This is a genomic window from Neolewinella antarctica (genome assembly GCF_011927835.1).
GTDB classification, from domain to species: Bacteria; Bacteroidota; Bacteroidia; order Chitinophagales; family Saprospiraceae; genus Neolewinella; species Neolewinella antarctica.
Genome location: NZ_JAATJH010000003.1, coordinates 430,750 through 444,551 on the forward strand (window position 1 = coordinate 430,750; position 13,802 = coordinate 444,551).

10 protein-coding genes are annotated in these 13,802 nt (G+C 53.9%); all 10 read right to left on the bottom strand.

The window, feature by feature from the left end:
* Nucleotides 1-40: 40 nt before the first annotated feature.
* The 10 genes from GGR27_RS11700 to GGR27_RS11745 all read right to left on the bottom strand — a co-directional run bounded on the left by GGR27_RS11700 (nt 41) and on the right by GGR27_RS11745 (nt 13,677).
* Nucleotides 41-1,240 (bottom strand): T9SS type A sorting domain-containing protein, encoded by a 1,200-nt coding sequence (locus GGR27_RS11700; protein WP_168037634.1) that lies wholly within the window; start codon nt 1,238-1,240, stop codon nt 41-43.
* 653 nt (nt 1,241-1,893) lie between these two features.
* Nucleotides 1,894-3,192, bottom strand: coding sequence for a TRAP transporter large permease (locus GGR27_RS11705; protein WP_168037740.1), 1,299 nt, complete (start codon nt 3,190-3,192; stop codon nt 1,894-1,896).
* Nucleotides 3,188-3,655, bottom strand: coding sequence for a TRAP transporter small permease (locus GGR27_RS11710; RefSeq protein WP_168037635.1), 468 nt, complete (start codon nt 3,653-3,655; stop codon nt 3,188-3,190). The genes GGR27_RS11705 and GGR27_RS11710 overlap by 5 nt, the downstream gene beginning before the upstream one ends.
* 96 nt (nt 3,656-3,751) lie before the next feature.
* Nucleotides 3,752-4,711, bottom strand: coding sequence for a TRAP transporter substrate-binding protein (locus GGR27_RS11715; RefSeq protein ID WP_168037636.1), 960 nt, complete (start codon nt 4,709-4,711; stop codon nt 3,752-3,754).
* A 62-nt stretch (nt 4,712-4,773) separates the two neighbouring features.
* Entirely contained in the window at nt 4,774-6,228 is a 1,455-nt protein-coding gene (uxaC, locus tag GGR27_RS11720) for a glucuronate isomerase (RefSeq protein ID WP_168037637.1), read from the bottom strand.
* A 152-nt stretch (nt 6,229-6,380) separates the two neighbouring features.
* Nucleotides 6,381-7,565: a mannonate dehydratase gene (uxuA, locus tag GGR27_RS11725; protein ID WP_168037638.1), complete on the bottom strand. Its 1,185-nt coding sequence runs from the start codon at nt 7,563-7,565 to the stop codon at nt 6,381-6,383.
* A gap of 291 nt (nt 7,566-7,856) precedes the next feature.
* Nucleotides 7,857-8,654, bottom strand: coding sequence for an SDR family oxidoreductase (locus GGR27_RS11730; protein WP_168037639.1), 798 nt, complete (start codon nt 8,652-8,654; stop codon nt 7,857-7,859).
* A 42-nt stretch (nt 8,655-8,696) separates the two neighbouring features.
* Entirely contained in the window at nt 8,697-11,192 is a 2,496-nt protein-coding gene (locus GGR27_RS11735) for a T9SS type A sorting domain-containing protein (RefSeq protein WP_168037640.1), read from the bottom strand.
* 47 nt (nt 11,193-11,239) lie between these two features.
* On the bottom strand, nt 11,240-12,454 hold the full coding sequence (locus GGR27_RS11740) for an alginate lyase family protein (protein WP_245184622.1): 1,215 nt from the start codon (nt 12,452-12,454) through the stop codon (nt 11,240-11,242).
* Nucleotides 12,433-13,677: an alginate lyase family protein gene (locus GGR27_RS11745; protein ID WP_168037641.1), complete on the bottom strand. Its 1,245-nt coding sequence runs from the start codon at nt 13,675-13,677 to the stop codon at nt 12,433-12,435. The genes GGR27_RS11740 and GGR27_RS11745 overlap by 22 nt, the downstream gene beginning before the upstream one ends.
* Nucleotides 13,678-13,802: the final 125 nt, after the last annotated feature.

Consider the following 13,802-nt stretch of genomic DNA (forward strand, 5'->3'; position numbering starts at 1 on the left):
CAATCCCAAAAATTTGCATGGCAACCAGTGCCTAAATAAGTTAGTGCTTAACGATGCGTTCCATTCGGTCGCCGCTGCGCAGGTGGTAAACGCCCACGGGGAGGGTGGTCAGGTCTAATTGTAATTGCCGGTCGGAGGTGATGACTGGTACCGCCAGCGCAGTCACTTCCCGTCCGTAATTATCGAATAATTGGGCAGCATCACCGGCGCGTCCTAACTCGATGTTTACTACGCCAGCGGTAGGGTTCGGATAAATTACTAGCTCGCCATTAGTTTCGTTTGCAAAAAGGACGGACTCAATGGTCGAATATTCGTACTGGCCGTCGTAATCGACCTGCTTGAGGCGGTAATAATTGACGCCCGGTAGCGGGTTGGCATCGGTGGCCTGATAATCTTTAGTGCCATCGGAACTGCCGTAGCCGTTTAGGCGGGTAAGCTCCTTCCACTCCGTATTTGTCCCGGATCGCTCGACGGTAAAGTAATCGTTATCCGTCTCGGAGGCGGTTTGCCAGACGAGATTTACCTGGTTTTTGTCGGGCCTAGCTTCGAAAGAGGTAAGCTCGACTGGCAAGCTGGTCGCCCCGACCTGCGTGAAGCTAAAGTTGTCGATCACGGCATCGCCCAGTCCGCTGTCATCAATCTGGTTACCGATCACGATATCACCAGCCCCTTGCCAGTATAGGACTTGCCCGGGTGTTTTTACGGGGTTCTCCCAAACTTGGGCCCCGTCCAGAAACAAACGACCATCGCCGGTTTCTGAATCATACCTAAAGAGATAATTGTGGTAAATACTGTCGCCCCGGGTTATTTCATATACTTCAGAACTCACCTGGGTAAAACCACCCGCCCCGTCTCTGACGGCGTAGGAGACGAAAGCACCGGCAGCTCGCCCGAAGCTGAATAGACCTCGGCGCATAATGTTACCTACATCTTCATTGCGTAAGAAATCGAAAGTGACCTCGATGCCCGGCACGTCCCAGATCGAACTGTCGGCAAGCCGGAGGTCAATATCGGCCTTCGTTGGGTCTGCCCCCGCGGCTAGTCCGTTGCCTTTACCGTCCTGCCGCGGTTTCACGGAAGCGAACTGGTTGATCTCTACCCCATTTGGTCCTACGTCGGCTTGCAGAGGGTTGGTTGAATTGTCCCAACTAAACTGACTGAGCACCTGCTGAGCGGATGCGGGGGTGTTGAATAAAGTGAGAAAAAGGAGGACTACGGTAGTGAGTAGAATTCTGTTCATGAGAGGAATTAGAAGGTGTGCCGCGAGCCGGTAGGCTGTAGTACGGTTGTATAATTTAATTGAAGTAGCGGCGAAGGTAGGTCAATGCGGATGAAGCACTTATTAGCTCCGACGAGATATATGAAGTGACGGCACGAATACTAGCAATTACTACCACTGCCAAGTGGTGTCAGTAGCGGCGTAATTCGTTAGTGGTCTTTTTTCTATGTATAAATGATTGTATTGATATGAGCGAAGATTGCTTCTTATTAATAATGTCAAGTAAATCCGGTAGCTAAGTGAAGATATTTTGATGCACCATGCGTCACATTTCGGGATGAATGCAATACGAGTACGTGCTAAGCACCTTTTTTGCTATTTCACTTAAGCCTCGGTATCCAGCCTCCAAAGCGTTTATCAGCAATATATTTATCCCTGACTGACTTTTACTTTCAACCAATAGTCATGGCTGAGACGATCAAAATCTTTTAAGTCACTTTAAAAATTGAATGGCGCGGCCGCAGGTGCATAGTTAACATGGTAGGAACCAAGAGAATAAGCAAAATTCCGTGCCCTGAAAGGCTACACTAGCTAGCCCGGGGTACGAACGGGACACCATCCATTCGTACCCCGGGTCTTTGTTAATCCCTAATATCAAAGGAATTCCGCAAGACCTATAATCCAAACACCCGCGGCAGCCAAAGCGTAATGTCCTCGAAAAAAGTAATCAACATCAAAACCGCAATCATCGCCGCTAAGAAAGGCAACAGTGGCTTGATGACCTCCGCCACGGAAATCTTCGCAATCCCCGCCCCGACGAACAAGATCGTCCCCACCGGCGGCGTACAGAGTCCGATACAAAGGTTGAGTACCATCACGATACCGAAGTGGACCGGATCCATGCCCAGACTAACCACCACCGGTAAAAAGATCGGCGTGAAGATTAGCACGGCCGGCGTCATGTCCATGAACGTACCGACGACCAGCAGCGTCAGGTTGATCAGCAAAAAGATCAGGATCGGATTGCTGACCGTATTCAACAAGAAGTCCGTCATCAACTGCGGGATGCCCTCGAAGGAGAACAACCACGACATGGCCATGCTCGTACAGATCAGGAACATTACCACCGCCGTTGTCTTGCCGCTATTGAGAATGATTGATGGCAAGTCCTTGAAGGAGATCGTCCGGTAAGCCGCCCCCAAAACGAGCGCGTAAGCTACCGCGACCGCCGCCGCCTCCGTGGCCGTAAAGAAGCCCAGGACGATACCGCCCACGACGACTACCAGCATCAGGAGACTAAAGAATGCCCGCCGGAAATCAAGCCAGATCTGCCCCAGTGAGGTTCGCTCCCCACGTTGGAATTTTCGCTTGTAGGCGATTACCGCCGCAACGCCCATTAGTGCCAAACCAACCAGAATACCCGGCACGTAACCGGCAATAAACAGTGCCTCCACCGAAGCCGCCCCACCACTCGCCAGCGCGTAAATAATAAGCACGTTACTCGGCGGGATCAACAAGCCCGTAGTCGAAGCCGTAATGTTCAAAGCCGCACTGAATGGCCGGGGATAACCCTCCGACTCCATCCGGTCCGTCATTACGCTACCGATGGCCGAAGCCGCTGCCACCGCCGACCCGGAGATCGCTCCGAAAAGCATCGCTGCCAGCGTATTCACGTAAGCCAGTCCACCCGGCAAACTCCCGACGAGCGATTTTGCCAGATTAATTAGTCGATTCGCCACGCCACCCCGGTTCATCAACTCACCCGCCAGCACGAAGAAGGGGATGGCCAACAGCGGAAAACTGTCGATACCCGTCGTCATCCGCTGCGCAACGGTCGTGATACCGGGCAGCAGGGCGATATTCAAAAGAATCGTCACCGTAGTAGAAATACCGATGCTGTAAGCCACCGGAACGCCGTACCACAACAAGCCAAAAAAGCTCGCGAAGAGCATAAGAATGCTAATCATCTCAATACTCATGTCGCGAATAATTGTAGAAGCTATAAAATATGATCAACAAGCCGCTGAACGGAACGATGGCGTAGATAAAGCCGAGCGGAATACTCATCGCCGCCGATAACTGGCCCAGTCGCAAAGTCGTATAAACAAGGTTGCCCCCACCGATCACCATCACGACGAGCGCAAAACCCGCCATGATCAGTTCAATGACGCGCAGGCGTTGAATCTTCTTCTCCGGAGAAAGCTTATTCAGCCAGAAATCCATTGCCAAGTGCTCGCGCTGGCCATTCAGGTAAGCCGCCCCGAGGATCGTCAACCAGATCAAAGCATAGCGCGCCAGCTCTTCGGTAAACGTAAAGGATTGCCCGAAGACCTTCCGACTCAGCACCTGGCCGAGCACGTCCACCACCAGCAGGGCGAAGATGACAATCAAGAAGATCTCGATGATCCGGTTGATTGATTTGTAGAGATTTTTCATTTTTTCATTTTCGGGGGGGAGTGAAAGTCTGTGGTCTGTGGTCTTTAGTACTCAAGACCATAGACCATAGACTACAGACTACAGACTACAGACTTCTTACTGCGCTTGGATACTTTCTACTAATTTTCTCATTCGTTCGTCTTTGCCAAATTCGATCAGGACCGATTTTGAGCTTTCCGCAAAAAGCGATTTCTCCGGGCGAAATACTTCCACGCCTGCCTCAGCCAGTATTTTCATACTTGCCTCCACGTTGTCGCTCCAAAATTGCTTTTGCGCCTCGGCGGATTCGCGTGCTGCGGTCATCACCCACGCCTGCTGTTGGTCGTCCAGCGTACCCCAGTATTCCGTGCCCATTACGAGGACGTCCGGGACGGAACTGTGCTCGTCCAGCGTGTAATATTTGGCAATTTCGTAATGTCGGGAAGTCACGAAACTCGGTGGATTATTCTCCGCGCCATCCACGACGCCCTGTTCGAGTGCGGAGTACAATTCTCCGTAAGACATCGGCGTCGCCGAACCGCCCATGGCGTTGACCATGTCCACCGACATCTGCGCACTCATTACCCGGATTTTCATCCCACTGAGGTCTTCCGGCGTTTTGATCGGTTTGTCGACGGTATAAAAACTGCGGCTGCCGGCGTCGTAGAAACAGAGTCCTTTCAGGAGGTAATCACTCCCCGCTTCCAGAATCTCCTTCCCGGTCGGTCCTTCGAGGACGTCGAACATGTGGTCCTTGTCCCGGAAGAGATAAGGCACGCCGAGCACCTGGTATTCGGGTGCGAAGTTGGCCATCGTCGCCGCGCTCACTTTCGTCATCGCGATGCTGCCGATCTGGAGCAACTCGAGTACTTCCCGCTCCGAACCGAGTTGTCCGTCGGGGAAAATCTTTACGTCGAGCTGTCCCTGCGAGCTTGCACGGACGGACTCGGCAAAAACCTCCATCCCCTGGTGAACCGGGTGGGAAGTTGGTAGCGTGTGGGCGAGGTAAATCACCTTTTTGCCGGCGAGGTCTTGGCAGGAGGTGAAGAGCAGTAAGAGTAGGCACGTCGTTGCCATTACCAATACTCTAGCCACCAGAGGTTGTCCGCCCGTAGTTGGGGAATCTTGTTGCAAATCGATCATACGGTAGCGGCTTTTTGCTCGTGAAATTTAAAGTAATTACGGGCATTGTTGTAGCACACGTCGCTAACCAATCCACCCAGTAAATTCAGGTCGTTCGGTAGCAGCCCTTCGTGGACGTCCTTACCGATCTGGTTACAGAGAATGCGCCGGAAGTACTCGTGGCGGGGGAAGGAGCAGAAACTGCGGCTGTCCGTCAGCATACCCACGAATTGACTCAACAAGCCCATGTTGGACAAAGCGTTGATCTGTTTCTCCATCCCGTCTTTCTGGTCGAGGAACCACCACGCCGAGCCCCACTGGATCTTACCGGCCAGGCTACCGTCGTTGAAGTTGCCGGCCATCGTGGCGAATAGCTCGTTGTCGCGTGGATTGAGGTTGTAGAGGATTGTCTTGGGTAGTTTACCGGCTAGGTCCAGGCGATCGAAAAAGGCGGAAAGTCCCTCGGCCTGGGCGTAGTCGCCAATGCTGTCACAGCCGACGTCGGCACCTACGAGCTTCAGCAGGCGGGAATTGTTGTTGCGGATCGGCCCCAGGTGCAGCTGCATCGTCCAGTCGCGCGCGTGGTACATCTGGCCCAGTTCGTGGAGTAGTGCCATCTGAAATTGCTCCTGCTCGGTATTCGAGAGTTGGCCGAGATTCCTCCGGCGGCTCATCATGCCGTCCAGGTCCGCCCGGGTGTAGTCGGTGGGGTAGAGGCGGTTCAGGCCATGGTCGGAAAGTTTGCAGCCGAGGGAATCGAAGAAATCAATGCGCTCCTCCAGGGCGGTGACTAGTTCTTCGAAGGTGTGGATTTCGCGGTCGACGAGCTGTTCGAGGCTGGTTAGGAATTCCAGGTAGTCTCCGCCGCCAATCATCAGGAATTTGTCGGGTCGGAAGGTCGGGAGCATTTTTAGGGCGTTGTCGTCCTGACTAACTACGGGACTAGCTGGCGCGTCGCCGGTGCGATGTTTCTTGTGGTGAAGCAGAGAGTCCGTAGGATTATCCGTCGTGCAAATTACCTCGACTTTCATCTGGGCCAGTAAACCCTGAGCGGAGTGGCTGGGCTGCGCAAGCTGCGCGGAGGTCACCTTAAAAATCTCGTCTGCGTTCTCCTCACAAAGCAACTCATCGACCCCAAAATACCGCTGCAATTCCAGATGCGTCCAGTGATAGAGCGGGTTGCGTAGCGTTTTGGGGACCGTCCTTCCCCACATCCGGAACTTCTCCTCATCGGAAGCATCGCCCGTTATGTAGCGCTCGTCAATCCCGGCCGCCCGCATCGCCCGCCATTTGTAGTGATCACCCTTTAACCAAGCCTCGGTAATGTTAGCGAACTGGTGGTTCGTTGCTACTTCTACCGGTGAGAGGTGATTGTGGTAATCGATGATGGGCAGGTCCGCCGCGTAGTCGTGGTAGAGCCGTTCGGCGGTGGGGGTTTGTAGGATAAAATTATGATCGAGGAAGGGCTTCATGGGTCCTGGGAATAAAGTTAGTTCGCTGCTTACTCAATGGCCTTGCACAATCGGCTTTGCCACATAAGCACAAAAACCCGCAAGAGATAAGCGGTTGGTGATTCGGTATGGCCGAACACGGTGAACTACTGAATAGAAATGGTAATATTCAACTAGCTGATATCAGCGTGAGACCGCAAGATACCCAACTCAAGCCCCCGCAGTTCAGCCAATCCCCGCAATCTTCCAATCGCGGAGTAACCGGGGTTCGTACGCTTGATCAGGTCATCCAACATCCGGTGACCGTGGTCGGGCCGCACGGGGATACTTACCCCTTGCTTACCACCTGCGATCAGCAGCTTTTTCATGACGGCGTACATATCCACGTCGCCATCCAAATGATCGGCTTCGAAGAAGTTACCGTGCTCGTCCCGCTTCGTGGAGCGCAGGTGGATGAAGTGAACCCGCTCACCAAACTTCTCCGCCATCGCCGGCAGGTCGTTATCCGGCCGCGCGCCGAAGGAGCCCGTGCAGAAGCACAAACCGTTTGCCGGAATGTCAACTTGGTCGAGCACGTGCTGGGCATCCGCTTCCGTACTCAGAATCCGGGGTAAGCCCAGCAGCGGGAAGGGCGGATCATCCGGATGGATGGCTAATTTAACGCTGACTTCTTCGGCGACGGGGGCGATTTCCCGCAGGAAAGACACGAGGTTCGCGCGGAGTTGCGCAGCGTCGATACCCTGGTAAGTGTCCAGCGTCTCTTGAAAAGATACCAAACTGGCTTTTCCTTCCGTCGTCCCACCGGGAAGTCCCGCGATGACAAAATCGGTTAGCCGTCTCTTCTCCTTACCACTCATTTCCGCAAAGCGATCAGCGGCTGCCTGGCGCTCGGCGTTGCTGTAATCCTTCTCGGCACCCGGGCGCTTGAGGATAAGAAGGTCGAACGCCGCAAAGGCTGCTGCCTCGAAGTATAGAGACTCCGATCCGTCCGGTAATTTATGTTCGAGTTCGGTTCGCGTCCAGTCCATGACGGGCATGAAATTGTAGGTCACGATCTTCACGCCGCACTCCGCTAGGTTACGAATGCAGGTCTTGTAATTTTTGATGTATTTCTGGTATTCACCGGATTGACGCTTGATGTCCTCGTGCACCGGCACACTTTCTACGACGGACCAGGTGAGCCCCGCCGCTTCGATCAACTCAATCCGTTCCCGAATGTCTGCTACCGGCCAGACTTCTCCGTTAGGAATCTGGTGCAGAGCAGTCACCACGCCCGTTGCCCCCGCCTGGCGGACGTCCGCTAAGCTAACCGGGTCATCGGGGCCGTACCACCGCCAGGTCTGTTCTAAATTCTTCATACTGTTCTTACTCTTTTAAAGGAAAAGCCACAAAAAGTGTACATTAGGAGAATAGATTTTAATCTTTTCTTCTTCTCCAGCCGGCTTGGTGTTTTTGTGCTTATGTGGCAAAAAAACCTTAGAGCTTGCTGAGACTTTGGGTTCCTGGTCATTTTTGAAACAATTTTGTGGTGGTTGAGGCAGCAAAACCGGAGTTTAGCCGTAGCTAAATGAGGATTTTGTTAACGAAGACCAACGCAAAAGTGGTCAAAATAAGGCCGGAAGCTAAAGGCTTAACGAGCTCTTAAGTGCTTAAACCCCACAGAAAGCACTAAACCCACCATCGACCGGCACCACGATGCCGTTCACGAACTTCGACCCATCATCACACAGCCAGAGTAGGGTACTCATTAATTCCTCCGCTTCGCCAAACCGCTTCACCGGCGTCTGACTGATGATCGTTTCCCCCCGCTTAGTTAAACTTCCATCTTCATTAAGTAGCAAACTCCGGTTCTGCTCGGCGATGAAAAAGCCCGGTGCAATAGCATTAACCCGGATGCCTTCGCCGTATTTATGCGCTAACTCGACGGCCAGCCAACGGGTGAAGTTGTCCACCGCAGCCTTTGCGGCGGAATAGCCGACTACTCTTGTGATGGGTAAGAGCGCAGCCATTGAGGAAATATTCACGATACAGCCGCTTCCCTGCTCCACCATCGGCTTGGCGAACGCGATCGAAGGAATCACGGTACCCAGCAAGTTCAAATCATTTACCTGACGAAAATCGTCGATGCCCAGGTCGAAAATACTACCCTCGGGTCCGACCGTAGCGCCGGGGCGATTACCGCCCGCGCCATTAACCAGGATGTCCACCCGGCCCGCTTTGCTCAGCACTTCTTCCACTGCACCCGCGACCGCGCCCTCGTCCAATACGTCGCACTGAATGGCTTCAATAGTCAGATTTTTCTTGGCAAATTCCTCGACGACTCTAGCAGATTTCTCCGCATTACGACCGAGAATAAATACGCGCGCGCCCGCACCAGCTAATGCCTGTACGAAGGCGTGGCCCAATGTTCCGTTTCCGCCGGTAATGACGGCTACTTTGTTTTTCATAGGTAATTATTTCAATATCAGACTCAGCCGAAACCGAAGTGATTAGTCAATCATTAATTTCATTCTCGCCGATCGGCCGGATTCCGACTGTACGACCAGGAAGTAAATACCTTTAGGTAGTTTACTCACGTCCAAGTTCCGCTCGCTCACGACCTGAATGTTGTCGGTCATTGCTCTTCCATCCAAACTATAAATCCGGGTAGAAAAACTGCCAAACCCGGGTGTTTTAAGCGTCACTAAATCTTGTGCCGGATTAGGGTACAATTCCAGCGCCGCCTGGAGTTCCACGTTGAACGTTCTCACCGTTTCGCCGAAATATACAGCATAGGTTCGGCTTGTGAACCCATCCTGCGCGGTTACTACAACGAAGGCGGTGTCTGGAAGCGAAGTGGGAAGGATAACTTCCGCCGTCGCCAGGGTTGATCCAGTACTAAAAGTGAGCGTAGGAATGGCCGGGCCGGAGACATTTACCACGTACTGCGTGCTGTCGGGCGAGAAAGATTCAATCTCCTTACCGTCCACCGAAATTGACAGCAAACTAGCATCGCTACTGATAATTAAGTCGGTCGGAAGTGACGCTCCTTCACCGGGCTTCAGATCATCCGTCGGATTGATCGCTAACCAGTCGACCGTCGTGCCGTAATCCGCACCCCCTGATTTTCCGAACTCGACGTAGGTGTTACCGGTTGCTTCTTCAGTCCGGCCGGTAAGAAAAGGTGCCTCCGCCTCGTCGAGGTAAATCTCCATATCCTGTTTATTGACCACAATGCGGATTACGTGAAAATCCACATTCCAGTTGAAGGGCAGGTCCGCTTCAATCGTGGGAGAAGAGCGTTCGAGTTTGATGCTATTTTTGTTGATCCGCACCTTCTGCCGGTACCCGAATGCCCGTACGTCGATGTGCGTCATACTATTCACGTCCGGCCGCACGCCCTTGATCCGGGCCACGATCGTGAGCGTTGAATCCTGAGCGTTAAGCGCGTAACGCCACTTGAAATTATCTTCTTCCGTACTGCGAAAGCCGTAGAAATTATTGCCGGGAACAACCGGGTCGGCTACCACCTCATCCACTAGCGGATCATCGGGCGCGGTGTTTAATGACCAGAAATTAGTCTCCGTCTCCAGCCGGGCATTGCCCCGGAAGACTTGCCACGGGAAGTCATTATTCGATGAACCCGTCGTAAAACGCCAGGTCGGCGTCGACACGCTACCGTTTTGGTTGCGAGATTCGATGCGCCAATAGTAAGTGGTGTTTTCAGCAAGTTCTGGCTGGTAATTAGTAGCAGTTTGTGTCGCGACGGAAGGTGGGGTAGTGGAGGTGCCGAAAAAGATCTCATAATCGACGGTGTTGTCGCCGCCCGTCCAGCCCAAATCTGACTGAGGGTTAACGTCCACCGCTTCGTCAGCGGGGCTCGGGTCAGAAGCTACGTCGGGCACGGCGTTGCCATCGTCCGTCATGGCATCGACGGACTCACTTACTTCGGAAACATTACCGGCGGCATCGGTGGCGCGGACGTAGAAGCCATAAGACGTGGAGGGAGCCAGGCCGGTAACCACCGTATCCGTTACGACGACCGTAGCGGTCAAGACATCGTCCCGAAAGACCTGGTAATTTACTACGCCAAAGTCATCCGTAGCGGCATCCCAGGACAGGCTTATCGTGGTGAAAGTAGTGTTCGTAACGACCAAATTTGCGGGTGCCGTCGGTGCCGTTGTGTCGGCCTGGACTACTGCTTCCCCGGGGCAGAAAGACTCGGCTGATTCGGATACGCAGAAGTTGGCGAAACGAACTTGTTCGTCACGTAAAACGCTGTTTTTGCTGCGGTAGACGCCCCACTTCGGCCGGTTTAGGGTGGCCCCGGCGCGCCAGAGATCGATGTCGGTATTCGTGTACTCCAGGATCGTTTGCCCGGTAGCCATGTCCTTGATCGTCACTTCCAGCTCGCCGTTTTCGGCATGCACCTGTCGGATGTAGCCTTCTACCCACCGGCCGCGAAATTCCCCGATCGGCGCTTGTGCGAGCGTTCCGAGATCGCTACCCGTGTCGCCGCCATCGTGCTTCAACTCTACCCGGTTGGCCCGCGCGGTGATGGTTAGAATGGGGAAACTGGTGTCGTCTCCACCAACGGCTTTGTTCTGATATAAATGGTTGAAAGAAGAAGCGCCGACGAAATTCTCGTCAAGCCGGAATTTCCAGCGGTACCAAGAAGTGACACCTTCGGCGTGGCGTAATTCGGGAATGGTCGTCGCGCTCCCTTTGATCTCCATCCGCACGCGGTCGAACACCAGACAACGGTCATTGTCCTCTGCGATGTGACTGTGAAAAACAAATACGTTTCGATCCAGCTCCGCGTCGAAGGTTTGGGTGACGTGAGGGCCAAAGTCTTGATGCACGCAATCCGGGTCTTCGATCTGAAATCCACTAGCCAGCAAGGCCGGGTAACCGCTTCCGCTGCCGGATGAAGCCGTAGAAGTCACTTGTGCGTTCAGGGAAGCCAAGCAGCACAGGTAGCCGATGAGTAGGTAGCAGAATTTCATAAAATGGCGATTAATACAATTGAAGTAAGAAACATAACGCGCTGGGTCTAAGGAAGCCAAAGGATCGGCTCCCGAACCGGGAAGTTTCGATCTACCTCTTCGGCTTTTCGTTCGGGATCCAGATCGCGCCAAACGGCCATCATTTCGGGGCTATCGTAAGCACGTGCCGCCAGGAGGAGCCCGGTAGTCTGAATCGGTATCTGGTCATAATACTGAATATCCGGCGGGCGGTTCCAACTAGATTTATCGGCCATGAAAGGCACCATGAAGTCCCATGCTTTGCGCAGGCTTCCGTGCTCCCCTTCGTAAGTCCACAAATTTTGCGCGGGCGTAGATGCAAGGTGTGCCAGGACGGCGTAGCCTTCCAGGTTGAACAGCGTGTAATTGTAGGGTTTGGTCCGTTCGAGTTCTTCGGGGAAACCACCGGCATCATCCATTTGGGCGGAGAGTAATTTTTTGAACTGGCTACGGGATACCTCCAGCAATTCTTCGTTTTTGGTTAGGTGAGCGAAGGCGGCCATCTGGGCGGCCCACCAGGTGCTGTGGTTATTACCGTGGTCTTTTTCGTCGAGGCCGTACTCGTGGGTGTTCATCCAGGTAGCGTAGTGGTCGAACCAATCTTTTAGGCCGACTAGTTGGTCGCCCGCCAAGTAACCTTGTTCGGCCAAAATTTCAATGGCGCGCGCTACTTCGATGAGGTGGATGGTATCGATGATACCGATGCCCCGGCCGGAAACTTTCCCCTTAATCGCCTGGGCGTAGAGGAGATTGGGGTTCATCAACGTCGCCGGGTCGAGGAAAAAAGCGTTGAGGTGCGTCAGGGCGTGCGCGGCGTATTTTTCCTCTCCCGTCAGTTTGTAAGCGGCCACCAGCGTAGAAACCCACTGGTTGAGCTTGCGCATCGCCTGGCGGTGGTCTACGAAGTTATCCGGGTTGGTTTTACCGTCGCGGCGGGCGTAGGGTCCGTCGGGATTCTCGGGGTCGGGCCACCAGTAATCTCCCTCGGAATAGAAATCGTGTATGCCGCCTTCACTGCGTTCACTCGTCGCGCTGGTAAGGGGGAAGGGGGCTTGGTTGAGGTATTCGTCCGCGCGGCTGATAAGCTGGTCCGTGGCCAGTTCTTCATCCGTTACTGTAAAAGGATCCGGCTCGGACGTGGTGGCGCTCGGTTTGTCGGAGTTGCAGGACGCCGATAGCAGTAGCAGCCCGAACAGAAAGATGGCGTGGAGTTGCTTGGTCATTATTTCTTGAGTTGTTGCCATACGATCAGGTTGGCGTGGTTATCATCTGCTTCTTTGCTCATGTCCTTCCAGATGTTCAGGTAGCGGTCGTCTTCTAGGCCCCAGTAAGCGAGCACCAGGAAGTCATCTTGGTGAGGGTCGATACTCGGTTCTAGCTTGGTAGGGTAGGGCCAGTCGGTGGGGTTTTCTACGTAGGGTAGCGAGTAGTTCATTACGTCCACCAGACTCATGGTTTTGCTTGCGCCAGACTCACGCTGCTCTTCCCGTTCAATCTCTGCATCTACGTCCGCGCCCTCTAGTGTATATGGCGATAGATTAGCCTCGAAGGAATGGCGCCAAAAGTCTTTCTCGTCGGTCGTCAATAGCTCAGCGTAGGTTGCCCAGGCGCGGAGGGTGTAATTGAGGTAATGGAACGGCTTGGTGCGGCCGAGCTCATCCGGCAGGCCACCGTCCGTAGCCACCTGGATGGGAAGCTGCGCGTAGAATTGTTCCTCGGCAATCTCCGTCAAATCCGGCCGCTGCGCAACACGGGCGTAAGCGGCCACCTGCGCCCCCCACCAAGTGCTATGGTTGTTGTTATTGTTCTTCTCGTCGTCGCCGTAGGGGTGGGTGGTGAGCCAGTCGCCGAAGTCGCCGAACCACTTTTCCGTGGCGGTCAAATCAGTACCCGTTAACAAGTCGACTTCCCGTAGTAGCTCAACGCTAAGTGCGACATCGATTAGGCGGATGGCGTCGATGATGCCAATGCCCCGCCCGGTGCTAATGCCTTTGATCGCCTGCCCGTAAAGCAAGTTTGGATTCATCAGGGTAGCGGTGTCGACGAACCAGGCCTTGATGTGCTCGACGGCACGGTGAGCGTACTTATCGTCACCGGTGATCTGGTAGGCGGCCGTCAGCGTGGTGACTATTTCGGAGAAACGAGCCAGGCCCTGTTTGTGGCCGGAAAAATTCTCCGGGTTCGAGATACCGTCGCGGCGGACGTACGGTCCGTCGGGGTCCGTATCATCCGGCCACCAGTAGCGGCCTTCGGAGTAATAGTCGTGTAGACCACCCGCGCTGCGTTCGGCAACAAAGTCCGTTACCGTTACGATGTCCTCGTTCAAGGCTGTTTCGGCTTCGGCTACGATGGCTTCCCGGTCCAGATCAAGGGCACTTTCCACCGGTTGCCGGTCGACATTCTTGTCGGGGGAGTCGCCACAGGCGCACATTAAACAAAGAAAGATAACCAGCGGAAATAGCCGCATACGGTAGATAAGTTATTTGGCGGCGGCCACGGCCACCGACCAGATTAAAAAAAACTGATTGCATTTGCCGGCTACCCACTGACTGCTAGTCCGGTAACTTGCATTGCTGTAAGTCGAAGTACGAA

Coding starts and splice junctions, on each gene's coding strand:
- GGR27_RS11700 (WP_168037634.1), bottom strand. CDS start 1,240: ATGAACAGAATTCTACTCACTACCGTAGTCCTCCTTTTTCTCACTTTA.
- GGR27_RS11740 (WP_245184622.1), bottom strand. CDS start 12,454: ATGGCAACAACTCAAGAAATAATGACCAAGCAACTCCACGCCATCTTT.
- GGR27_RS11710 (WP_168037635.1), bottom strand. CDS start 3,655: ATGAAAAATCTCTACAAATCAATCAACCGGATCATCGAGATCTTCTTG.
- GGR27_RS11730 (WP_168037639.1), bottom strand. CDS start 8,654: ATGAAAAACAAAGTAGCCGTCATTACCGGCGGAAACGGAACATTGGGC.
- GGR27_RS11735 (WP_168037640.1), bottom strand. CDS start 11,192: ATGAAATTCTGCTACCTACTCATCGGCTACCTGTGCTGCTTGGCTTCC.
- GGR27_RS11715 (WP_168037636.1), bottom strand. CDS start 4,711: ATGGCAACGACGTGCCTACTCTTACTGCTCTTCACCTCCTGCCAAGAC.
- uxuA (WP_168037638.1), bottom strand. CDS start 7,565: ATGAAGAATTTAGAACAGACCTGGCGGTGGTACGGCCCCGATGACCCG.
- uxaC (WP_168037637.1), bottom strand. CDS start 6,228: ATGAAGCCCTTCCTCGATCATAATTTTATCCTACAAACCCCCACCGCC.
- GGR27_RS11745 (WP_168037641.1), bottom strand. CDS start 13,677: ATGCGGCTATTTCCGCTGGTTATCTTTCTTTGTTTAATGTGCGCCTGT.